The sequence below is a fragment of the Mycolicibacterium aubagnense genome (assembly GCF_010730955.1).
GTDB lineage: Bacteria > Actinomycetota > Actinomycetes > Mycobacteriales > Mycobacteriaceae > Mycobacterium > Mycobacterium aubagnense.
Genome location: NZ_AP022577.1, coordinates 4421698 through 4445104, shown reverse-complemented (window position 1 = coordinate 4445104; position 23407 = coordinate 4421698). Strand labels below are relative to the sequence as shown.

General features: G+C 65.9%; 19 protein-coding genes and 1 pseudogene. 12 read left to right on the top strand and 8 right to left on the bottom strand.

What is annotated here, in order from left to right; genetic code table 11:
* Positions 1–16: 16 nt before the first annotated feature.
* A complete protein-coding gene (locus tag G6N59_RS21250) occupies positions 17–847 on the top strand; it encodes an alpha/beta fold hydrolase (RefSeq protein ID WP_138228814.1) in 831 nt (276 codons plus the stop codon).
* 28 nt (positions 848–875) lie between these two features.
* Here the strand turns inward: G6N59_RS21250 and G6N59_RS21245 are convergent, their stop codons facing one another.
* Positions 876–2516, bottom strand: coding sequence for a long-chain fatty acid--CoA ligase (locus G6N59_RS21245; RefSeq protein WP_163911562.1), 1641 nt, complete (start codon positions 2514–2516; stop codon positions 876–878).
* A gap of 100 nt (positions 2517–2616) precedes the next feature.
* Here G6N59_RS21245 and G6N59_RS21240 point away from each other — a divergent pair, with 100 nt between their 5' ends.
* A complete protein-coding gene (locus G6N59_RS21240; RefSeq protein WP_234884087.1) occupies positions 2617–2949 on the top strand; it encodes a hypothetical protein in 333 nt (110 codons plus the stop codon).
* A 56-nt stretch (positions 2950–3005) separates the two neighbouring features.
* On the opposite strand, the gene G6N59_RS21235 is transcribed toward G6N59_RS21240, so the two are convergent.
* Together G6N59_RS21235 and G6N59_RS21230 are read right to left on the bottom strand one after the other, a co-directional pair.
* The gene (locus G6N59_RS21235; protein WP_235678691.1) at positions 3006–4040 is read right to left on the bottom strand and encodes an MmpL3/TtfA transport complex stabilizer; all 1035 of its coding nucleotides are present in this window, start codon (positions 4038–4040) and stop codon (positions 3006–3008) included.
* Between the two features lie 491 nt (positions 4041–4531).
* A complete protein-coding gene (locus tag G6N59_RS21230) occupies positions 4532–5863 on the bottom strand; it encodes a cation:dicarboxylate symporter family transporter (protein ID WP_138228812.1) in 1332 nt (443 codons plus the stop codon).
* 144 nt (positions 5864–6007) lie between these two features.
* On the opposite strand from G6N59_RS21230, the gene G6N59_RS21225 reads away from it, so the two are divergent.
* The 7 genes from G6N59_RS21225 to G6N59_RS21195 all read left to right on the top strand — a co-directional run bounded on the left by G6N59_RS21225 (position 6008) and on the right by G6N59_RS21195 (position 12824).
* Complete coding sequence (locus G6N59_RS21225; protein ID WP_138228811.1) at positions 6008–7570, top strand: sensor histidine kinase; 1563 nt, start codon at positions 6008–6010, stop codon at positions 7568–7570.
* Positions 7567–8256: a response regulator gene (locus tag G6N59_RS21220; RefSeq protein WP_138228810.1), complete on the top strand. Its 690-nt coding sequence runs from the start codon at positions 7567–7569 to the stop codon at positions 8254–8256. Before G6N59_RS21225 ends, G6N59_RS21220 begins: the two co-directional genes overlap by 4 nt.
* Positions 8257–8287: 31 nt before the next feature.
* On the top strand, positions 8288–9007 hold the full coding sequence (locus G6N59_RS21215) for a DUF3060 domain-containing protein (RefSeq protein WP_138228809.1): 720 nt from the start codon (positions 8288–8290) through the stop codon (positions 9005–9007).
* Between the two features lie 70 nt (positions 9008–9077).
* Complete coding sequence (locus G6N59_RS21210; protein ID WP_138228808.1) at positions 9078–9641, top strand: hypothetical protein; 564 nt, start codon at positions 9078–9080, stop codon at positions 9639–9641.
* On the top strand, positions 9638–10975 hold the full coding sequence (locus tag G6N59_RS21205) for a Dyp-type peroxidase (protein ID WP_138228807.1): 1338 nt from the start codon (positions 9638–9640) through the stop codon (positions 10973–10975). Before G6N59_RS21210 ends, G6N59_RS21205 begins: the two co-directional genes overlap by 4 nt.
* Positions 10972–11985 carry a hypothetical protein gene (locus G6N59_RS21200; RefSeq protein ID WP_138228806.1) on the top strand — a complete coding sequence of 338 codons (1014 nt, stop codon included), beginning with the start codon at positions 10972–10974 and terminating at the stop codon, positions 11983–11985. Before G6N59_RS21205 ends, G6N59_RS21200 begins: the two co-directional genes overlap by 4 nt.
* Complete coding sequence (locus tag G6N59_RS21195; protein ID WP_138228805.1) at positions 11982–12824, top strand: bile acid:sodium symporter family protein; 843 nt, start codon at positions 11982–11984, stop codon at positions 12822–12824. The genes G6N59_RS21200 and G6N59_RS21195 overlap by 4 nt, the downstream gene beginning before the upstream one ends.
* Positions 12825–12828: 4 nt before the next feature.
* Here the strand turns inward: G6N59_RS21195 and G6N59_RS21190 are convergent, their stop codons facing one another.
* The gene (locus G6N59_RS21190) at positions 12829–15039 is read right to left on the bottom strand and encodes a winged helix-turn-helix domain-containing protein (RefSeq protein WP_170212348.1); all 2211 of its coding nucleotides are present in this window, start codon (positions 15037–15039) and stop codon (positions 12829–12831) included.
* Between the two features lie 102 nt (positions 15040–15141).
* On the opposite strand from G6N59_RS21190, the gene G6N59_RS21185 reads away from it, so the two are divergent.
* Both G6N59_RS21185 and G6N59_RS21180 read left to right on the top strand, forming a co-directional pair.
* Positions 15142–15633, top strand: a complete 492-nt coding sequence (locus G6N59_RS21185) for a hypothetical protein (RefSeq protein ID WP_138228804.1) — start codon at positions 15142–15144, stop codon at positions 15631–15633.
* 243 nt (positions 15634–15876) lie between these two features.
* Positions 15877–16632, top strand: a complete 756-nt coding sequence (locus G6N59_RS21180; RefSeq protein ID WP_234884085.1) for an STAS domain-containing protein — start codon at positions 15877–15879, stop codon at positions 16630–16632.
* Positions 16633–16662: 30 nt separating this feature from the next.
* On the opposite strand, the gene G6N59_RS21175 is transcribed toward G6N59_RS21180, so the two are convergent.
* Positions 16663–17928, bottom strand: coding sequence for an MCE family protein (locus G6N59_RS21175; protein WP_138228803.1), 1266 nt, complete (start codon positions 17926–17928; stop codon positions 16663–16665).
* Between the two features lie 264 nt (positions 17929–18192).
* Complete coding sequence (locus G6N59_RS21170) at positions 18193–19626, bottom strand: hypothetical protein (RefSeq protein WP_220099681.1); 1434 nt, start codon at positions 19624–19626, stop codon at positions 18193–18195.
* A 40-nt stretch (positions 19627–19666) separates the two neighbouring features.
* On the opposite strand from G6N59_RS21170, the pseudogene G6N59_RS21165 reads away from it, so the two are divergent.
* Positions 19667–21021, top strand: a pseudogene (locus G6N59_RS21165) (IS256 family transposase).
* Between the two features lie 226 nt (positions 21022–21247).
* Here the strand turns inward: G6N59_RS21165 and G6N59_RS21160 are convergent.
* Together G6N59_RS21160 and G6N59_RS21155 are read right to left on the bottom strand one after the other, a co-directional pair.
* The gene (locus G6N59_RS21160) at positions 21248–22114 is read right to left on the bottom strand and encodes a glycosyltransferase family 2 protein (protein ID WP_138228801.1); all 867 of its coding nucleotides are present in this window, start codon (positions 22112–22114) and stop codon (positions 21248–21250) included.
* A 64-nt stretch (positions 22115–22178) separates the two neighbouring features.
* The gene (locus G6N59_RS21155) at positions 22179–23285 is read right to left on the bottom strand and encodes a zinc-binding dehydrogenase (protein ID WP_234884084.1); all 1107 of its coding nucleotides are present in this window, start codon (positions 23283–23285) and stop codon (positions 22179–22181) included.
* Positions 23286–23407 lie beyond the last annotated feature (122 nt).

Below are 23407 nucleotides of genomic sequence, written 5' to 3'. Positions count from 1 at the left end.
GAGTTAGGAGACATCCATGTCGATCATCGAGATTAACGCCGGAACCATTCATTTCGAGGAATTCGGGCCGAAGAGCGGCCGGCCCGTCGTCTTCGTGCATGGATACATGATGGGCGGCCAGCTGTGGCGGCAGGTCGCCGCGCGCCTGGCCGCACAAGGTCTGCGGTGCATCGCCCCGACCTGGCCCCTTGGTGCGCATCCCGAACCGCTGCGCCCCGGTGCCGACCGGAGTATCCACGGCGTCGCACGCATCGTCGCGGACACCCTGGCGGCACTGGACCTCGACGAGGTCGTACTGGTCGGCAACGACACCGGCGGCGTGGTCACCCAACTGGTCGCGGTCCACCACCCCGAGCGGGTCGGCGCCCTGGTCCTGACGAGTTGCGATGCGTTCGAACACTTTCCGCCGCCGATCCTCAAGCCGCTGATTCTGGCATCGCGATCGAAGGCGCTGTTCCGGTCCGGCACACAGGTGTTCCGGATTCCATTGGTCCGCAAGCGTGCCTACGCCGGCCTCGCTTACGCCGACCTCGACGCGCTGACCCGAGAGTGGGTGCACAACGCACAGTCCAAACCCGCTGTCGCCGAAGATCTTCGCCAGTTCACCAGCTCGCTACGGACGGAGGTCACCACCGAGGTGGCGGCGCGGCTGCACGAGTTCGACAAACCGACGCTCATCGCCTGGTCAGCCGACGACGTGTTCTTCGAAGTCGGCGACGGTGAGAAACTGGCGAAGACCATCCCGAACGCCCGCCTCGAGATCATCGACGGCGCAAGGACTTTCTCGATGCTCGACCAGCCGGACCGCCTCGCCGACCTGATGTCGACCCTGGCGGTGCGCACCTGACCCGCGCACAGCGGGACCCCTGTTCGCGCTAGACGGTGACGACGTCGTAGACGCCGTCGGCGTACCGGGCGCGGATGGTCTTCTTGTCGTACTTACCAACGCTGGTGCGCGGCACCTGATCGACGAACGTCCACCGTTCGGGCAGCCACCACCGAACCACCTTGTCTGCCAGGAATTCTCGCAGCTCCGCGGGCGTCGCCGCAGCCCCCTCGTGCAGCACCACGGCGACCAGTGGGCGCTCCTGCCAACGCTCGTCGGGCACAGCGACCACGGCGGCCTCCAGTACCGCGGGGTGCGCGATCAGGTGGTTCTCCAGCTCGACCGAGGAAATCCATTCGCCGCCGGACTTGATGACGTCCTTGGCCCGGTCGGTGAGGGTGACGAACCCGCAGTCGTCGATACGCCCGACGTCACCGGTGCGTAGCCAGCCGCTGTCGAACTTGCCGGAGTCATAGCCCAAGTAGTAGCTGCCCGTGATCCACGGCCCCCGTACCTCGATCTCGCCGACGGCCTCGCCGTCGTGCGGCAGCGGGGCGCCCGCATCGTCGACGACCCGGACCTCGACGCCACACATCGCGCGGCCCTGCGTTGCCCGCGTCGCCCAATGCTGTTCCTCGGAGACGCCCGGCAGCGGCTTGGCCGTGGTGGCCATCGGCGACGTCTCCGTCATACCCCACAGCTGCTGGATGTAGACGCCGTGGCGCTCCTGGAACGTCTTCATCAACGACACCGGCACGGCGGACCCGCCGCACGCGACCAGACGTAGCGACGAAATATCGTGTGCGGGGCCCTTTTCCAGGCAGTGCTGCACGTCGTTCCAGATGGTCGGCACGGCGGCGGCCACGGTGGGCCGACAGGTCTCGATGAGATTGATCAGCGAGGCGCCGTCGAGGAAGCGGTCCGGCATCGCCAGGTCGGCGCCAGCCATCAGCGCGGCGTACGGCAGCCCCCAGGCGTTGGCGTGGAACATCGGCACGATGGGCAGCGCGACGTCGTCGCTGCCGATCCCCAGTGCGTTGCTGGTGCATGTCGCCAGGGCGTGCAGGAAGCTCGAACGATGGCTGTAGACAACACCTTTCGGATTACCCGTAGTACCGCTGGTGTAGCACATCGCGGCTGCGGACCGCTCGTCGAGCTCCGGCCAGTCGAACTCGACGGGCTGGGCGGCCAGCAGTTCGTCGTACCGCAGCAGGGTCTTGCCCTCCGCCGCACACACAGCCTCGAGTGGGGCCAAATCCCCTGCGCCGACGGCGATCACGGTGTGCACCGTGTTCAGCTGCGGCACCACCGGAGCCAGCAGAGCGGCCAGCGAGATGTCGGCGATGATGATCTGGTCCTCCGCCTCGTTCGCGATGTACGCGATCTGCTCGGGCGACAACCGGATGTTGAGGGTGTGCAGTACGGCGCCCATCGACGGAATGGCCAGGTATGCCACCGTGTGCTCGGCGTTGTTCCACATGAACGTGCCGACCCGCTGGTCTCCGGTGATGCCGAGACCACGCAACGCGTTGGCCAGCCGGCCCGCCTGCTCGCCGATCTCGCGATAGGTCGCGGTGCGGTACTGCCCGTCCCCGAGCGCCGTGGTGACGGTCCGAGACGAATTCAGGTTGATCGCGTGCCGCATGATCGTGGCGATGGTGAGCGGGGCGTCCTGCATCGTACTGAGCATCGTGAATATCGCCTCTGGGTTTCTGCCGCTGGGATGTCGAGATGCTAGCCGACCGTGCCAGGTAGGAGGATGATTGGCGTTAGCACGACAGGAGAAAATCATGCGCAGGAATTGGACGCTGGCCGCCGCCGTAGCGGGCGGGCTGGCGGGGGCCTCGCTGACGATGATGGCGCCGGCGGGATTGGCCGCCGCCGAGACGGCGCAAGAGACCATCAACCGGCTGCAGTCCGAGGGCTACGTGGTCACGATCGACAAGCTCGGGACGGCTCCGATGGACCAGTGCACCGTGACCAGTGTGCGCAATCCGCAGCAGACGACTCAGCTGATGCCGTGGGTCGGCCCGGGCCTGGGCCGCAACAACAATTCCATTCTGCTGCCGCAGACCAGCAAGACCATCTCGGTGTCGCTCGACTGCACGGGTAATAATCACTAGCCCCGCAGACAACAGAACGCCCCCGCCGGCCGGCGGGGGCGTTCTGTTGTGGACTATCAGACGGTCGCGGGCTCCAGCGCGCGCACCTCATGCATGCCAACCGACCCCGTGGCCATGAACTGCGAGTAGAGCAGCGGCTTGGGGGCCTCGACGGCGACTGCGGTGACGTCACCGGCGACGTCCGCGACGTACAGCCGCGAGCCGTCACGGCTGACGGTGACGCAGGACGGCTGGACGTCGGCGGTGATGGTGTCGACGACCACGTTGGTCTGGGTGCAGAACACCGAGACCCGGTTGTAGTCGACGACATAGGCGCGGGTGCCGTCAGCACCGAGCACCAGCTGGGTCGGGGCGTCACCGACGGAGAAGCGCCCCCGCACCCGGCCGGCGGCCAGGTCGACGACGTGCACCTCACCACGGGCGGTCAGGTCCGAGGTCAGCACGTAGGCGGTGTTGTCCGGGCCGAGCGCCAGGCTGCGGATCGGGGCACCGATGACGATGGTGTTGCGAATGCGGGCGGTCTCGGTGTCGACGACAACCAGCTGGCTGCCCATCTCGTCGGTGGTGGCGACGTAGAGCCGGCGACCGGTGTGGTCGACCGCGAGCGCGTCGATGCTGATGGCCGCACCGGTGGCGATCTCGATGGTGCCGACGCGGTCGGCGGTGATGTCGATGACGGCGACGTCGATGTAGGCGTCGCCGGCGCGGCCCGCGAACACGCGCTTGCCGTCCGGGCTGACAGCGAGGGCGCTGACACCGGAGGCCAGCGGGTAGGCGGCCAGCTCGGCGCCGGTGGCGACGTCGATGACGGCGACGCCGTCGAACTCGGCGCCGGACACGGCGACGTAGGCCCGGTCGTCGGTGGCGACGACCGCGAACGGCTCACCGTCGACGGCGATATCGCGGATGCTGCGGCTGCGCGGTTCGATCAGCGACACGATGCTGTCGGCGTAGCTGGTCGCGACCAACTGCCCCATGCTCTCGGCGATGTCGGCGATGGCGCCGCGACCAACCTGCGCGATGTCCATGGTTCCGCGCAGCGCCTGGGCGCCGGCCCGCTTCGCTTTTGCGCGAGCGTTATTATTTGCCACGATCTTCGGTACCTCCGCCAGCGCGGCGACGCGCCGGTAGTCGATTGCCCGTCCGGGTGCGCCCGGATGAGCGCTGCTTTCAAGAAGTGTAGTGATCCCCACCGACATTCCGGACGGCTTCAGCGACGCCACGTCGCGAATTACTCAGGTGCTCTTAAGAGTTACTTAAGGTGCGAATTGTTATGCACTTGTTATGAAGTGTGTTCGGCGCTTCCACCTGCGAAGACGCCGCGAGAATTCAAATTGAGCAAACAGGGGCGGGCCGCGTTTCTGAGGGTTTCGAATCACCGTTTCTTGGCATTCCCAGGCAAAGTGAGCGAAACATCACACCGCGACACGAACGCTTCCGATCCCATCCGTACCATCAGCACGATAGAACTCAGGACCCACTTCTGTTCATCAAGATCGGGACAGCGCCGAGGCCCACCTGAACTGGCGCCGATATTCGCTGTTATCGACGAATTCACATTTCGTTCATGATAAGACGTGCATCACACTGACGTTGCGGAGTGGCTGTCGACATCTGAGTCGACCATCGTCAGTTCATCGAACGGATCGGCACCACTGAGCACCGCGTCGGCCTTCGCCCGGTCGAGCGTCCCGGTCCACGCCCCGATCAGGACGGCGGCGACCGCGTTACCCGAGAAGTTGGTGACGGCCCGCGCCTCCGACATGAACCGGTCGATGCCCACGATCAGCCCGACTCCGTCCAGCAGGTCCGGCCGGTGACTCTGCAGGCCACCGGCCAGGGTCGCGAGGCCCGCGCCGGTAACCCCGGCAGCGCCCTTCGAAGCGACGATCATGAAGGCCAGCAGCGCCAGCTGCTCCCCGATCGCCAGTGGCCGACCCATGGCGTCGGCGATGAACAGCGCCGCCATGGTCAGGTAGATCGCGGTGCCGTCCAGGTTGAACGAGTAGCCGGTCGGCACCACCACGCCCACGGTGCTGCGGTCCACGCCCAGGTGCTCCATCTTGGCGATCAGCCGCGGCAGCGCCGACTCCGACGACGATGTCGAGAAGATCAGCAGGTACTCACGGGCCAGGTAGCGCACCAACCGGAAGATCGACATCCGCGTCACCGACCACAGCACCGTCCCGAGCACGCCGAACACGAACACCACACAGGTCACGTAGAAGCCGAGCATCAGCGTCAGCAGTTGGGTGACCGCCCGCCAGCCGGTCTGGCCGACGACGCCGGCCATCGCGCCGAACGCACCGATCGGAGCCAGCCACAGGATCATGATCAGCACCCGGAACACCAGCTTCTGCAGGTGCCCGATGCCCCGCAGGATCGGTTCGCCTGCGGTTCCCATCGCCTGCACCGCGAACCCGACTAGCAGCGCGATGAACAACGCCTGCAGCACGTTTCCACTGGTCAGAGCGGAAAACAGGGTCTCGGGGATGATGTGGGCGACGAAGTCCATCAGGCCACCGGCCTCGTGCGCCTTCTCGGCCAGTTTCGCGCCCTGACCGGTCGCCTGCGCCGACAGGTGCATGCCCGAACCGGGGCTCAGCAAGTTCCCGACGACCAGGCCGATGGCCAGCGCCACCGTCGACATCAGCAGGAAGTAGCCGAGCGCAAGACCGCCGACCTTGCCTACGGTCGCGGCCTTTCGCACCGAACCGATGCCCAGCACGATGGTGCAGAAGATGACCGGCGTGATCATCATCTTGATCAGGCTGACGAACAGGGTGCCGAGGACCGCGATGTCCTTGCCGACCCCGGGCGCGATCAGTCCGACGGCCACACCGCCGACAACGGCGACGAGCACGGCGATGTACAGCCAATGCGTGCGGTCGCGGCGGGGTGCGTGAGCAGTCATGTCGACAGTCCTCCGGCTTCGAGTTGCAAAAACTTCTGCAAGGATGTTGAGCCAGAACGTGAGGCACGTCACGCATATGTTCATTTCGTTCACGGAAGTTCACCGCGGGCGCGACGAGCATTCGGATTACGGAAGGGCGCGGTGATGCGCAGTTGGCCGGCCGCGCCCCGCTGGTCTCTTGCCGGGCAGATCGTCGCCCTGCAGATCGCCATCATCATCGTGGTGGTGGCCGCGGGTAGCGCTCTGGCATTGGTGCAATCCCGACGCACCAACGACGCCGCGGCCAAACAGCTGCTCACCGGCATCGTCACGGCGCTGGCCGACGCGCCGTCGACGGCCGCCGCCTTGCGGGCCGGCAACGCCACCGCGGTGCTCCAGCCGGTGGCCGAATCGGTTCGGGCGCAGACCGGGATCGCCTTCATCACCGTCATGGCGCCCGACGGCACCCGGTTCACCCATACCGACCCCAGCCGGATCGGCGCCCACTACCTGGGGACCATGGAGCCGGCTCTGAAGGGCCAGACGTTCACCGAGTTCTACACCGGGACGCTAGGTCGGTCGGTGCGCACCATCGCCCCGGTCCGGGACGGGTCCGGACGCGTCCTTGGCCTGGTCGCGGCCGGCATCACCGAGACCACCCTGACCGCGCAGTGGCGTCACCAGATTCCGATTATCGCGGCGATCGGCCTTGCCGCCCTTGGCCTTTCGCTGGCCGGCACCTGGCTGATCCGGCGCCGGCTGCTCCGTCAAACCCACGGTCTGCGGCCGGATGAGCTGCGGGTGATGTACGAGCATCACGACGCCGTCCTGCATTCGGTGTCCGAGGGACTCCTGGTGCTCGAGCAGGGCCGCGTCGCCCTGGCCAACGACGAGGCGCGCCGCTTGTTGGCCCTGCCGCCAGGGGCGGTGGCCCTGACTGATCTACCGGAGTTCCTGCGAGCGGCCGATCCCGGCGTGCGCGACGAGGTCCACGTCACCGACGAGCGGGTGCTGGTGGTGAGCCGGTCACCGGTGTCCGGCACCTCCGGTGCGGAGGTCGTGACGATCCGGGACCGCACCGAATTGCAAAGCACCCTGGGCGAACTCAGCTCGTTGAAGGTCCTCACCGACTCGCTGCGGGCACAGGCGCACGAAGCGGCCAACAAGCTGCACACCGTGATCACCATGGTGGAGATGGGCCGACCGTCCGATGCCGTCGCGTTCGCCACCGACGAATTGGAGCTGTCCCAGCGACTGGTCGACCGGCTGTCCAACGAGGTCCGCGAACCTGCACTGGTTGCGCTGCTGCTGGGCAAGAGCGCGCAAGCCCATGAGCGCGGTATCGAGTTCACCGTCACCGCGGACTCTCAATTGCCCTCGGACACTTCATATCTGCCGCTGACCGGGCCGGAGATGGTGACGGTGCTGGGCAACCTGATCGACAATGCCATGGACGCGTGCGACCGCGATGAGCCGTGGGTCGAGGTGACGGTGCGCTGCGAGCCGGGAGCCGAACTACTGATGCGGGTGGCCGACAGCGGCGCCGGCATGAACCCGGACGCCTTCGAAGACGCGATGCGCCGCGGCTATTCGACGAAATCATCACCAGGGCACGGGTTGGGACTGGCGCTCGTGGCGCAGGTGGTCAAGCGGCACGGCGGCACCTTCTCGTCCGACGTCAGTTACGGGTCGGTGGTGTCGGTGACGATTCCGGCGGTGCCCGCATGACCAGGGTGCTGATCGTCGACGACGACCCGCTGATCGCCGAGGCGCACCGCACGTACGTCGAACGGCTGGAAGGCTTTTCAGTCACAGCGGTGGCCCATACCGCGCGCGAGGCGATTCAGACCGCCAGCCGGGCAACCGCGACGGACGACCCCGTCGACCTCGTGCTGCTGGACCTCGGACTGCCCGACGCCAGTGGCATCAGCCTCGCCTCGGCCCTGTCCGGGCTGCGACCGGCCCCGGACATCATCGCCATCACCTCCGAGCGCGACCTGGAGATGGTGCGTGCCGCTGTCGCGCACGGTGCGCTGGCGTACCTGCTGAAACCGTTCACCTTCGCGGCGTTCCGGGACCGCTTGGAGCGCTATCAGCGGTACCGGACGGCACTGCCGGCCGGGGTGGATGCGGCGAGCCAGGCCGAGGTGGACCGAGCGCTCGCCGAATTACGCACCGGCGCAGACAAATCCGCGGCCCCGAAGGGTGCCGCGACGCTGACCAACGATGACATCGCCCGCGCGGTGCGGGACAGCCCCGACGGCCTGACCGCGGACGAGGCCGCGAAGGCCGTCGGGGTGGCCCGGGTGACCGCGTGGCGGTATCTGGAACGGCTGGCCGAGGACGGAACCGTTACGCGCCGAAGTGAATACGGCGGGACGGGCCGGCCCAAGACGCGGTATCTGTGGCGTTGAGCCACCCCTGCGGGTGTGACAGCATCGGACCATGAGTCGCGACGACGATCCAGAGGCCCGCATCCGCGAGCTCGAGCGCGCGATGAACGAACAGGCGCGGGCCTCAGAGTTGACGGAGCCCGGGCAAGCGTGGTCCTCCCGCGCACCGGCGGTGAGCAGGCCGTACGCCGGCCGGCCCCCAAAGGCCTGGCCACCTAAGCCGTCAATGCCCACCACGTCGGGCGCAACGAGTCGCCGCCTGATCTTCGCGGTCGTCATCCTCGCCGTACTGGCCGGTCCGGTGATCGCGGGGATCATCGTCTTCGCCAACCTCACGGGCAAGAAGCACATGACGTTCCTCCCACCGAGCGCCGGCCGGCAACCCAGCGTCTCGGTGTCGGTGCCAACTCCGGCACCTCCCGGTGACGAGTCCTCGGTGGTCGTCAACGGCACCACGGTGATGTCAGGACCAGGCCTGGTGGAACTGCCGCCGCAGTCCGACGATCCCAACAGACCCATCCAGATCGCGGGCGTGCGCGGCCACCGGACACTGGAATGCAACGACCGCCCGGTCAGCATCAGCGGGGTGTCCAACAGCGTCACCATCAGCGGGCACTGCGCGACGGTCACCGTGTCCGGCATCGACAACACCGTGGTCGTCGACTCTGCCGAGAAGATCGTCGCGTCGGGCATGGACAACCGGGTGACCTACCACTCCGGAACGCCGGAGATCCCCACACCGGGCGGGTCCAACACCGTCAGCCGCGGCTGAACCGCCGGCGCGTCAATTTCCCCCGAATCGGGGGACGACGCCAGCCCGCCGCGTCCATAATCTCGTTGCCATGGCGCACAAAGGAAACAACGACTGGTCCCAGCCGGCAGCTCTTGCCATCCCCAGGGAGGGCTACTTCGAGCTCACGCGCGGGCGCTACGGGCCGGTCTATCCGCAGACGCCGGCATGCTACGGCTTCAACATCATCGCCAAGGTCCTCGACGGCCACGAGCAGGCCATCCGCGACTACGGCACGCAGCTCGAAGCAGCGGTCGCCGCGCAGCCCGATGTCCTGGCCCCGCTGAAGTTGCACTACTTGCGCTGGCAGCTTTTCGACGTCGGTTCTGGTCTGCACTTTCAGTACCAGGGCATCTTCGACACCGATTTCGACAAGTACACCGAGGATGCCGTCAAGCTGTTCAGCTCGACGGGCATCACCACCGCGTTCACCCATCTGGAGGGCTTCCCGGAGGACTGGAAGACCAACCCGGAGGCGTTCATCATGTTCGTCCGCGAGCACCAGGTGCCCAGCTTCCTGGAGTACGGCGAGTACCCGTACGTGACGTCCGTCGAGATCAAGAAGGCCCTGCGGCTCAAGGCCGCATTCTCCGACATGTTGGACCAAATGCAATGACAGCACTCGAATTCGACGACATCCAGCACATCATGCTGACCGGGACGCCCCACCTCACCGGCCGGTACGAGTTCCTGTCTTTCGACACCCCTGAGGCCGGGCAGACTTGGCTGGCCGAGATGGTCCCGCTCGTGCAGTCGGCGACCGACGTACGCAAGACCGTCAACGTCTTCAACCGGTGGGTCAACTTGGCGTTCACCTGGAACGGCTTGCGCGCGTTGGGGGTTGACGAGGAGACCCTGGCCACCTTCCCTGCCGAATTTCGCGAGGGCATGGCCGCCCGCGCCGATATCCTCGGCGACACCGGCGCGGCCGCACCCGAGCACTGGGTCGGCGGGCTGGCGGGTGACGATCTGCACGCGATCGTCATCCTGTTCGCCCGGGACGAGGACGAGCGGGTGCGGTGCGTCGGCGAACACGACGCACTGCTGGCCCGTTGCCCCGGAGTGCGGACGCTGTCGCATCTGGACTTGGCGGCCACGCCGCCGTTCGACTACGACCACGATCACTTCGGGTACCGCGATCCGATTTCTCAGCCGCAGATGCAGGGGTCCGGCGAGCCGCTGATCCCCGGTGCCGGTGGTGCGCTGGCGCCCGGCGAGTTCATCCTCGGCTATCCGGACGAGGACGGTCTGGTGGCGAATCAGCCTGCCCTCGAGTCGCTTTCACGCAACGGCAGTTACCTGGCGTACCGCCGGCTCGAGGAACACGTCGGCGCCTTCCGTGACTACCTGAGGCAGAACGCCGTGGACGCCGCGGGCGAGGAACTGCTGGCCGCCAAGTTCATGGGCCGGTGGCGCAGCGGAGCACCACTGGTGCTGGCACCGGAGCACGACGATCCCGAACTCGGCGCGGATCCGATGCGCAACAACGATTTCGACTACGCCACCACGGACCCCCACGGCTACCGGTGCCCGGTCGGCTCGCATGCGCGCCGGCTCAATCCCCGCGATAGTGAACCGAATCCCAATCGGCGCAGGATGATCCGGCGCAGCGGCACCTACGGCCCGGCGCTGGCTGAAGGCGTACCCGATGATGGCGTCGAACGCGGCGTCGGGATGTTCCTGATCTGCGCCAGCCTGGTACGGCAGTTCGAGTTCGCCCAGAACGTCTGGATCAACGACACGGCGTTCCAGGAGCTCGGAAACGAACACGATCCCATCTGCGGCACCCAGGACGGCACGCTGGACTTCACGATCCCGAAGCGGCCGATCCGCAAGGTACTCAAGGGGTTACCGGCGTTCACCACACTGCGCGGCGGGGCGTACTTCTTCCTGCCAGGCCTCAGCGCGCTGCGTTACCTCTCGAAACTCGCACACTTAGGAGCATCGTGACCACCGCCCTTCCGTACGCCCGCACGTACAACCAGGCCCACATCGCCCGCCCGCACAACGGCAACCGACGCGTCAGCATCTACTGGTCGTGGAGCTACCCCTGGGAGGCCCAGCGCGACCCGGCGCTGCTGTACAACCGGTTCTCCACCATGACCGAGGTTCGCGCGGCGACGTGGCCGGCATACGAAGGCCCCGAGTACAGCCCGCGGAACTTCCTGCAGGGCGTCGATGGCACGCTGGAACTGTTCCACCGCTCGTCCCTGTCATTCCAGGACGTGGCCGGTGCAGCGACCGGGCATCCCGTTGCGGTATTCCAGCGGGTCGACCAGGCCGGGTACCGGCAGCCGATCGATGAACGCATCCTGGACGACACCGACACCCTGATGATCTTCGGTCTGGATCACCTGCTCGGCGACGAGGAGGCCACTCCGGAAGAGATCGCCGCGATTCAGCAGTGGCTCAAGCGCGAGGGCACCTGCCTGATGCTGGCTCCGCACCATGACGTCGGCTTCACCGACGACAAAGAGCAGCAGCAGATGGAATACCTGCATCATGGCGATCCGCTGACGCCGCGCGTCCAGAACTTCAGCGGCTACGCCCGCTCGCTGCTGACCGGGCTGAACATTCCGGTGCACAACACCTGGGGCCTGCGTCCCGCGACGGTCGAGGGCACCAAACAGATTGTGCCGCTTACCGCTTTCCGTGATCTGGATTCGGCCGGGCTGCTGCGCGACGTCACGACGCTGGCCTTGCATCCGCATCTGCCGCACTACCAGTTGACCGCGCCTGAGGGGCCGGAGCTTCGGGTCCTGGGCCGCCAGTTGATCGACCAGACCCGGCCGCACCCGTTCACTTTGGCGGGCAACACCGAGTTCAACGCGCTGATCCACATGCCGCCGACGGGTGACCGCGCCGGTGACATCGTGCTGGTCGACTCGACGCACTTCACGACGTTGTTCGGCGCCAGCGACAGCTTGAAGTCGTTCTGGCGCAATCTGGTGACGATGTGACCCTGAGCGATCTGGCGGCGCGCGGTTCGAATATCGCCGTCGTCCTCTTCGTCGTGTCCAGCACGCTGGGCGTCGGACTCAGCCTGACCCCGGCCCAGATCCTGGCTCCGCTCAAGGACGTTCGGGTGGTGAGCCTGGCCCTGGTCGCCAATTTCGTTGCCGCACCGATGGTTGCGTTCGGTCTGTGGCGCTTGTTGGCCCTCGATGAGCCACTTGGAATCGGACTGCTCCTGTGCGGCCTGGCCGCCGGTGCACCGTTCCTGATCAAGCTCGCCGAATTCGCCAAGGCCGACACCGGGTTGACGGTAGGTGTGATGGCGCTGTTGATGATCACCACGGTGGCCTATGTACCGATCGTGCTGCCGATCTTCCTCAAGGGCTCGGAGGTCAATCCCCTCGCGATCGCTTCCTCGCTGGTGATTCTCATGCTCATCCCGTTGGCGATCGGGCTGCTCTGGCGGAAGCAGGCCGCGGAGACGGCCGCCCGCGTCAGGCCGGCCGTCGGACTGCTGAGCACCGTCAGCATGGTGCTGGTGGTCGTCCTCACCATCGTCGCCAATTTCCGGGAAGTGCTGTCGGTCTACGGCACCCGCGGCATCCTGGCGGCCATCGTCTACACCGCCATTTGCGCGGGAATCGGTTGGGCCCTGGTATTTTTCAGCGCCACCGCGCGACCGGTCCTGGCCCTGGGCACGGCGCAACGCAATGCGGCGGCGGCCTTCGTGGTGGCCGGGCAGAACTTCGACGACCCGCGCGTCACCGTGATGATCACGGTGGTGCTGATCGCCGAGTTCACCATGCTGATCCCGTTCGCGCGGTTCCTCGCTCGCAGAGCCTGACCGGTCAGTGCCGATCGAGCAGGCCGAGGCGCCCCGCTTCGGTGACGGCCGCGGTGCGCGACGACACCGACAGCTTCCGGTAGATCGATTTCGCCTGACTCTTCACGGTTTCCCGCCCCAGGTGCAATTCCGCGGCGATCTTCTGCAGGGACAGATGGGTGGCCAGGTGCGGTAGCAGGCGCAGCTCGGCCGCGGTCAGAGCTGGCCGCGGACCGCGCTGCGCATGTGCCGCAAGCAATTCCCGCACCCGCACCAATCGGAGCTGCACCGCGGCCGCGTCGGGCTCCCGGCGGCAGGCCAGCTGACCCGCATCCAGGTGCCGACGGGACAGGTCGGGGTCGTCGATCTCGAGGGCGGTGGCCGCGGTCAACGCGTGGCCCAGTGCCGCGGTGCGGGCGGCCAGGTCACCCAGGCGCTCCAGCAGCCGTTCGGTACTCCGCACTGCGTCTCGCGCCCCGGCCGCATCACCGCGGTGCCCGCGCACCAGCCCGTCCACCGCGTAGACGACGACCATGGGCACCAGGTCACACAAATCGCGGGAGTCGACGATGCTGCGGGCCTGTGCGCTGGCCTGCGCAGCGCGCACAAGGGCGCCGTCGTCAAGGTCCAGCAGGGCGAGGTGCGCCAGCGCGACCGCCCGGAATCCGGGCAGATCGTCAAGGACGGGCAGCGACGATTCCAGTGTGGCTCTGGCATTTTCCGCATCACCGATCATCGACAGCGCCGCACCCCTGACCGAGGCGGCGGCACCCCACCACGGGTTGGCCAGGTGATCGCCGGCGCCGCACACCGTGTCGGCGTGCCGCACCACCTCCAGCACACCGCCGATACCGACGAGAGAACCCACCAGCGCCGCAGCCACTTTCACCGATGCCGTGCCGTCAGCCAACGCCTCGCCGGTGTCCGCCGCAGCGGCCAGCAGGAGAGACCGCTGGATCAGCTCAGCGTCTCCCAGCGTCACGCCCAGCCAGGCTCGCGCGATGGCGGCGTCAGGGTAATCGGCGAACACGTGGTCATCGAGCAGGCTCAGCCGACGTTCCAAAATCCCTGCGCGACCGTCGAATCCGAGACGTACCGCGTCACGCTCGACCAGCGCCGCGGCACGAGCCGGGTCGTCGGCCGCCAAGGCCTGCAGCAGAGCGCCGTCGAGATCACCGGCACGCTCCAAGTGGGCCGCGGCCCGGGAGGCCACATCGCGGAAGCGCGCCGGATCCCGGTTCCGCAGCCGTTCCCGCAGCAGATCGGCGAACAGCCGGTGATACCGGTACTCGACGCCCTGGTCATCGAGCGCGACCAGGAACAGGTTGCCCGAAGCGTGGATCGCACCGAGCAGATCTGCCGAATCATCGCGCTGCAGAACGTTGTTCAGGTCATCCGCGCTGAAGTGGTCGAGCACCGCCGATTCGACCAGGAAAGTCTCGAGCTCCGGATCCAGCCGGCCCAGCACCTCTTCCATCAGATAGTCCGCCACCAGGCGGTGACGTCCGGTGATCGTGTCACCGGACGCGCCGTCACGCAGGGCCATTCCCGCCATGACCACGCCGGCGGCCCAGCCCTCACAGCGTTCGATCACCAGCGCGGCCGACGAGCCGACCGGCGCGCCGACGGAAGCGAGAGCTGATTCCGCCTCTGCCGCAGAGAGTTTCAGCTGATCGGGGCCGATCTCCAGCACGCTACCCTGCAGCCTGCGCCGCGCCAGATCGAGCGGCGGTGCGTGCCGACCGATCAACGTCAGCGTCGTCGACTCCGGGGCCAGCTGGACCAGCGCACGCAAGGCAGACACCGCGGCGTCGTGCGTGAGCTCATGAACATCATCCAGCACCAACACAATCGGACCGGCGGACTCCAGTGCCGCGACCACCGCGGGCACCAGTTGGGTATCGACGGCCCGGCCCAATCCACGCAGGTACCGGAACGTCGCGGCATCGACCGTGCTGACCTGGTCCACCGCGGTCACCAGGTGCAGTAGCAGGTGTGCCGGGTCGTTGTCGAGATGGTCCAGCCGGACCCAGGCGAACGGACGTGCTTCGGCGTCGTCCCACAGCGCCGCCGCGGTGGTCTTGCCGTATCCGGCGGGCGCGGTCACCACAACCAGTTGTGCGTCTGATGCGAGCAGCATCGGCGTCACCGACGGCCGCGCGATCACGGCGCCACCCAATCGGGGCGGACCGTAGGTAGCCGTCGGGATGTACCCGCTCCCGCCATCCGCCACCACGTTCGCATCGTAGGTGCGATGCCCGCGACCGCCCAACCGCGCCGTTTTTGACCATTCCGATGAATACGTTGATACCGTGCGCTCGACGATGGGAGCGCGACCATGGGCAACGCAATTCGTTCGGTGGCGGTCGCGGCGGCGGTCATTGGTCTCGTAACGGGCTGTACCAGCACTTCCGACTCTGGCAGCAAGGGAGCGCCGACCAGCGCACCGGCCACCACCGCGTCTGCAGCAGCGACGAGCCCCGCACAGCTGCAGGCGCTGGTGCCGACACCCGCGGGCACCGCCCAGACCTATGGGCCAGACGCCGTCGCAAACAACGGGATCCACCTCGGCTTCAAGGTGACGGGCGCCCCTACCGACGTGGTCACCGCCTACAAGGCCGCGCTCGAAGGCAAGGGCTGGACCGTCACCACCATCGTGTCGTCCGGCGGAGGCCCGGGCGGGGGCGGGGGCGCCACCTACACCGGGACCCATGGCGACAACTACGGCGTGTTCGATGGTGGCGGGTTCGGCACCGAGACGTATCTCAACGTGTGCGCCTGGCCCGCCAAGCCGGCCCAGCCGAACTGCAGCCGAGGCGGCCAGAAGTAGCGTCACTTGGCGACCACGAGGCGCGAGCGTCCGTGAGGCAGCTGTTTCACAGCCACACCATCGGGTACGCAATTAATCGGGTACGTAATCACCTGGGCTGACCGAGACCATGCCGGCGATCGGTCCAATGCCGATGAGACAACGAGATTGAGCGCGCTGACGCTGGAAGTGGGTGGGCGCAGTGGCCAACCAGAACGGATCACGCGACGTTGTTGCCGCTGGCCCTTCCACCGGCAGAAGCCGGTGACTGACCTGGTACACGTCAGCGCGCCCGTCTACGGCAGGTGCGGTGAGTACACGATGGCGTGCGCCGGCGTGCTTGATGGCCTGTCGTATCACACGGTTCGGGACATCGTGGTCAAGGCGACACTGGACGAACCCCGCGCGGTGATCGTCGATGTCAACGAGTTGCAGGTACCGGATGCATCGGCATGGTCGGTCTTCACCAGTGCCCGGTGGCTCGTGAGCACCTGGCCCGACGTACCGATCATGCTGATCTGCGCCAGCGATGGGGTTCGGGACGTCATTCACGGCCTCGGCATCACGCGCTACGTACCGGTGTTCGCCACCCTGCGCGAAGCGGTGCAGTCGATGGGCAGCACGCTCCCCCCGCGACGGCACCGCGCACGTGCGGACCTGCCGCCCCACGTCAGCAGCGTCATCGACGCGCAACGGCTGGTCGGTGGCTGGCTGTCCGGCTGGTCTTGCCCGGCCATGATCCCGGTTGCCGCCGTGATCGCCACGGCGTTGGTCGAAAACGTGTTGCGGCACACGGACTCTTCGCCCACGCTGAGGGTCGAGTACGACGGCGAGTTGGTCACCGTCGCGGTCGAGGATGCCAGTCCAGCACTGGCAGAGCGCAACGAAGATGCCGCGCACAGCGTCAGGCGGATATCCGGCTTGGCGATGGTGGCTGCGCTGACGCGTGTCTGGGGGAATCTGCCGACACCAGCGGGCAAGACCGTGTGGGCGGTCGTGGGTCCGGAGAACGTGCTGTAGCCACGAATAATGGGGTTCTCCCCTCAACAGTCACGGATTGATGGTGTTTTCGCCGTCCTGACGACCCCAGACGTACTCGGATGCGAACGGCGACCCGAGCCCGAAGTGGTTGTACGGCGCGATCGACGCGCCAGTGTCCATCACCATGTAGGGCATCGGGAGGATGTCCTTGGTGACCGTCCAACAACCCGGCCGGCCCATGGGCCCTCCCCTCGCGTTGACCCGGGGCAGGTTGTCGGGATAGACGTACGGGTTCGCCGAACCGACGAGCTCGGTATGGGCTGTCACCGAATAACCGTTACCGCCGACGGAAAAGGCTGTGGCCTGCACGGCGCGCGGGAGACCCCTTATCCCGCAATCGATCTCGGGACTGTACTTGTCCAGCAACTGCGACGTGGGCAGCAGGTCCTGCGCGCCGCGAACCAGATACGGCCCACCCCGCTCGAAGATGTCACCACCGGTGTTCCCGAAGCCGACCGATGCCATCAGCGCCTGATCGATGTTGTCACGCTGGTCGTTCAGCGTGCGTTCGGTGGTCACCGCGTTCTTCAGGCCGTCCCACAGATCGGGCGACGCCTGCGCGTACACCTCGGCCAGGTCTGCAAGTGCCCGGTTGTCGTGCCGGATCGACGGCATCCGCTGATTGAGGTCGGCCAGGATGACATTGCCGTTGACCAGTGACTGGCCGAACTTGTCGCCCAGGCCGTCCAGCGCCTCGGCTGCGGCGGTCAGCGTCTGATTCAACTTGACCGGGTCAACCTGCTGAGAGATGGCAGTGATGGTCTCGAACAGCGTGTTGAACTCCGTGGTGACGCTGACGGCGTTCACGGTGTCGCCGGCCCTGAGTCGCTGCGGTGTCGGATTCGGCGGTGAGGTCATGGAGATGTACTTGTTGCCGAAAACCGTTGTCGCGAGCAGTTTGACGTCCACATTGCGCGGCAGCACCGAGAGATACTGCGGTTCGACGTCGAGGATCAGTTTGGCTTCAGGACTCTCGCCGGGCGCGGTCACCGTTTCGGTACCCTTCAGCCGGCCGATCGGCACGCCGTTGTAGGTGACCTTCGAACCGTTGTCCATCGACAGCCCGGCACGACTCGCCAGCACGTACACCTGGGCCTTGGTATCGAACGACCCGCGGAACTGGAGCCAGGTGAGCGTCAGCCCCGCGGCGGCGACGAGCGCCATGACGAGGCCGGCGATCTTGTATGGCGGGGTGCGATCCCTGTTGAGCGGGGCATGGATCTGGCCCTCAGCGACGGGCGGCAACGGCGACAGTGGCGGCCGCGGTTTCGTCATGGCACTCCAACGTCAGATCGAAGTGTGACCGGGCGCCGTTGCCGAGCCCGGATCGATGTCGGCTGGTAAGCAGGGTACGACTGTCACCGGCCTGGCGGCGCCCAAATGACAAACATCTAGCAAACTGTAAATTGACGGGCCAGCTACCCGACGGACAGGCGCCACGGCCAAGACAGGCCACACGGCACACATCGCCATTTGGTTCAGCAAACAAGACAGCAGATTCGTCCCGCAGAGCTGCACGGAATCCGGACCGACGAACGGTCAGCCGTAGCGGATGTCGGCGCGTACGGCCGAGATGTATTTGGCTGTCGAATCGGTCTGGACGTGCGGGAGAAGAATTCGAAATCCGCCGTTGGTGTCTTGGGGGTCGTGCCACGCCACCGGCCGACCATCGTCGGCGACGAGATTGAAGTAGTCGCTGTTGAAAGTCGTCGCGGCGTCATCTGTCTCGCCGAGCATGAATCTGGCCTTGCGCCAGATGTCTTGGTCGTACGGATAGTCAGAGACGCGGGGCACTCCCCCGTTGTCGGTCAGGCAGCACAGATTGGGTGTGCCCGCATGGGCCACAGTGAAAATCGACAGCGGAACCCATTTCGTACCGGTGACAACCGTGTGCCCGATGGTCCACGTGGTCAGGTTGCTGCCGCGCAGACCCTTGATGACCTTGTCGACGATGAACGTGACCACCGCCGCGGCCGCCGCTGCAGCCAGTGAGACGACAACGTGCATGACCGGATTCACTACGGCTGCACCTATCCCAACGGCCGTGAGGATGGGCGCCATGACCGTGTCGATGTCGCCGCTCGACGATGTCACCCGGGCGTGGACTTCGCTACTGATCGATGCTCGGTGATCCTCGAGCAGCTTCGCCGCGGTGGTACTCGCCCTTTGAAACTGCGTTCCCGCCGTCAGGTGGATGGTGTAGGTCCACGAGTTGATCGGCGGGCGGGCAGTGCTCCAGAAGTACTCGACGTCAAGATCATCGATGGTGGGGCGATACCCCTCTTTTTGTTTCGGGTCGATAGTTGTCGGGTCGCCTACCGGACCAGTGCTGAACACTTTGCCCTTGAAGCTGTCCGCCAACAGTTGTCCGTAGGTGAACTCGGCGACGCTGATTCGATCGCGCACGACGCTGTGGGCCAGGTTTGCACAGTAGATCGGCGATACATCAGCACCCAGGAATTGCGGTTGTTCAAGCGAACACGAAGCTTTCAGAAGCACTTTCGGACGCTGGCGCAACTCGTTGGCGCGGTCAACGCAGTCCTGGAATCGTTCATCGCCATCTGCCAACCGGCCCGTCGCCAGGAACTGTGCCTGGGCAGCGTCGGCAAGACCGTTCGGAGACGCCTCGATGACGCTGGTGACCTCCTCCGGCAGCTCGCTGTAGGCAACGGCGAGCTGTTGGGCGATAACGGCGGGACGCAGCGGAAAAGCATGCTCACGAATCGCATTGAGAATCCCCGCATATGCCTCACCGGAGATCTGTAGCTTGCTCGCCACCGAGTCGGCCAGGCCCGGAATCGCATCCTGTGCCACGATCATTGCCAAGTCCGCCACCACCAACATGAATTCGGCGAACTCCTGCGAAACCTCTGATACGACATCCGCGAGGGTCAGCCACCCTTCGAGCGGTTGTTGCAAGGGATTCACGGGATCAGGGATACCGCCCGTAGGGTTAGGCGCTGGGCGTGTCAAATGGTCTGTGTAAGTCCTGTTAACGGAAGGATCGCAGGACGTGACGACAGGCAAGAACATGGATTCGGCGCTGGTTGAGGCGGCGTCCACGGTGGAGATGGCCGAGGCGCTTCGGGCATCGGGCGCGGTCGATGAGCTGCTGGCGCAGGTCGATACTGGTGAGGTCGCGCTGACCGGTGAAGGCGGGCTGCTGCCCGGGCTGATCAAGCTGGCCCTCGAACGCGGGCTGGCCGCCGAGCTGACCGACCATCTGGGCTACGAGAAGGGCGACCCGGCCGGCCGGGTGCTGCCCAACGCCCGCAACGGCTCCTCGCCCAAGACGGTGCTCACCGAGGCCGGCCCGGTGCCTCTGGAGGTGCCGCGAGACCGTGACGGCTCGTTCACCCCGACCCTGGTACCTAAAGGCCAGCGCCGGATCGGCGGGCTCGATGACATGATCATCTCCCTGTATGCCGGTGGAATGACATTGCGGGACATACAATTTCACCTTCAGTCCACGATTGGGACCGAGGTGTCGCATGAGACGATCTCCAAGATCGTCGACGAGATCTCCGACGAGGTCCTGTCGTGGCAGCGTCGGCCGCTGGAGCCGTTGTATCCGGTGATCTACCTTGACGCACTGATCGTGAAGGTCAAAGACGGCGGGCACACCCGCAACAAGGCCGCCCATATCGCGGTCGGCGTGGATATGGCCGGGGTCAAGCATGTTCTGGGGATTTGGGTCCAGCCCAACGAGGGCGCCTCGTTCTGGGCGTCGGTATGCGCGGACCTGGCCAACCGGGGTGTCAGGACGTGCTGATCGTGTGCTGCGACGGGCTGACGGGGTTCCCCGAGGCCATCGCGGCGACCTGGTCGCAGGCCGCGGTGCAGACCTGTGTGGTGCATCTGATCCGCAACGCACTGCGGTTCGTGTCCTACGCCGATCGTAAGGCGGTGGCCGCCGCCCTCAAGCCGATCTACACCGCACCCAATGCCGAGGCTGCACAGGTGGAGTTGGACGCGTTCACCGCATCGGAGCTGGGGAAGAAAAACCCCACGGTGACTATGGTTTTCGAACGCGCGTGGGAACAGTTCATCCCGTTTCTGGCGTTCCCGCCCGAGCTGCGCCGGGTGATCTACACGACCAACTCGATCGAGTCGCTGAACTATCAACTGCGCAAGATCATCAAGAACCGCGGCCAGTTCCCCAACGATGCCTCAGTGGTGAAATTGCTGTGGCTGGCGATCTGCAACATCGAAGACAAACGCGCCGCGCAGCGGGCCAAAGAGCGCGGCAAGAAGCAGGGCCGGACAGCTCCCGGACGCCTCGTGGAAGGACAGGTGGTCACCAACTGGAAGAAGGCACTCGAACAACTCGCCCTGGTTTACCCAGAGCGCATCGAACGCTATCTGTAAGCACCACAACAACTACTCAGACGAACAATCAGACAGGCGATTTACACAGAAAACTTGACAGGCTCTAGGCGCTGTCGCATCGGCGGCGGTAGCACGGTCTGGATCCTCTAGATCGGTCATGACTGCCTACTTCCGGGGCGTCAACGCGAAGTCGTTGTTCTGTTGACGCTAGCCGTATTTCGCACCCGTATTGACTTGAACGTCACAACGCTCAGCAGACGCCCAGCTACCCGCGCAAAGCCTCAGTCCGAAACCACGGCCGACCGGCAGCCCGCACACGCAGCAGCCGTAGCGCCTCCTGCAGCGCGCCAAGGTGCCATGCCAATGAGCACGTCGTCTTCCGGCGGTCGACACCGGACAACCACGCCGCGCCCCACACGATCGACTGAATCGCAGCACCCACGACAGCTGGGCCCAGCCACCACGGGCGGAACTTGTCGAGCAGGCGCGCCTCACCGCGGCCAAAGTTCCGATACTGGACGAATGCCGCCTTCAGGTCCGCGCGCTGCACCTTGCTCACCACCGCACCGGGAACCAACTCCAACATGAACCCGGCTTCGGCTGCGCGCCAAAAGAAATCGACCTCGTCGGCGCCACCCTTGAACGTTTCGTCGAAGCCGTGCACTCGGGTAAACAGTTCGCGGGTGAAGCCGCAGTTCGTGCCGTTCGCGAAGACATCCTTGCGGGCCAGCGCCGGGTAGAGGCGGCGTTCCTGCGCCAACACGGTGCCGTCGTCGAGGATCCGATCAAGTCCACCGCCGACCGCCTGCGCTCCACCCATGAACACGCGGTGGTAAGCCTCGATCCAGCCGTCGTGGACCACATCGTCCGCGTCGGTGAGCAGAATGAACTCACCCTTGGAAGCTGCGATCCCGATGTTGCGAGCGACATTCGCGCCGGGCGCCCGACCAGCATCCACAAGCCGCACGCGCCGATCCGGATAGGAGCGCACGAGGTCGGCGGTGCCGTCCGTCGACCCGTTGTCAGCCACGACAATCTCGAACTCGGCGCTGGTTTCCTGCGCCAGTAGCGCATCCAGTTGTTTTGCGAGTACGCCGGCACCATCACGGCACGGGATGACGACCGAGATCATGAGCCGTAAGGTAGCTGAAATTCGACGGGCACGCCTTTCACGCGAAGCGTCTGGCAGGGTTTTGTCAGCTGGGAGCTGATTGCGGCGTCACCAGGAACTTCTCGCCAGTTGCTTTCTTGAGGTAGCTGTTGAACGCCTCGGGCTTGAGCAGGCCAGCCAGGGAAACCTCTTGCGTATAGGTGCTCGCGAACGTTGTGGTGAGTTCCGCGGCCACCCGGGCCCGAAGCCTGCCGATGGTCTCCGCGCCGGCATTGGCAAGGAACGGGGTGAGCAGCCAGCCACCGACACCCCAGGCCATGCCGAAGCTTCGGGTGAGGATGGTCGGGCCGGTGTCGAGACTGCCGTAGATGTACACCTGCTTGTGCACGCTCGATCCGTAGCGGGAGTACTGCGTCGCGGTCGCGTTGGCCGCCTGCTCCACGCCACCCAGGATCTGACTTGCCAGCGCGCCGCCACCGATGGCATCGAAGGCCAGGGTTGCGGACGTCGCCTTGAGGGCTTCCACCAGGTCTTGTTCGAAAGTCGTTGCGGCTGAGTTGCATACATAGGTCGCACCCAGATTGCGCAGGATTTCTTCCTGCTCGGCCTTGCGGACGATGTTGACCAGCGGCACCCCGTCGGCCAAGCAGATCTTGACCAACATCTGGCCCAGGTTCGACGCCGCGGCGGTGTGCACCAGGCCCGAATGTCCTTCGCGGCGCATGGTTTCCACCATTCCCAGCGCCGTCAGCGGGTTGACGAACGACGACGCCCCGTCCCTCGCCGTTGCTCCGTCTGGCAGGACCAGACAGGCCGCGGCATTGACGACGCGGTACTGGGAGTACATGGCGCCGCCCGCGATACCCACTGTCTTGCCGAGGAGCGCCTGCGCCGCGGCCGACTCCCCCGCCGCCACCACCGTGCCCGCGCCTTCGTTGCCGACGGGCAGCGATTGACCGACGCGCACCGACAGGGCCGTCAGGGCACCCGGCGCCAGCGGCGCGGTGACGATGGGACGCTCGGGAGTGCCCGCGACCGTTGCTGCCGACATGTCGGCAGCGGCCGGAATCAGCAGACCCAGATCCGACGGGTTGACCGGCGATGCCTCGACCCGGACGACGACTTCGTCTGTGGTTGGGGTGGGTATGTCGACGTCATGCAACGAGAGTTCGAGCGTGCCGTCTGGTGTCACCAATGACGGTTGCGTCCATCAAGGTGGTGTACGAGTCGGACCTGATCAGCGGTACCGGCGTGTCGTAGCCGAGTGATTGAAGGTCATCGCGTGATTCTTCGAGAGACCGTCCAAAGTCACTC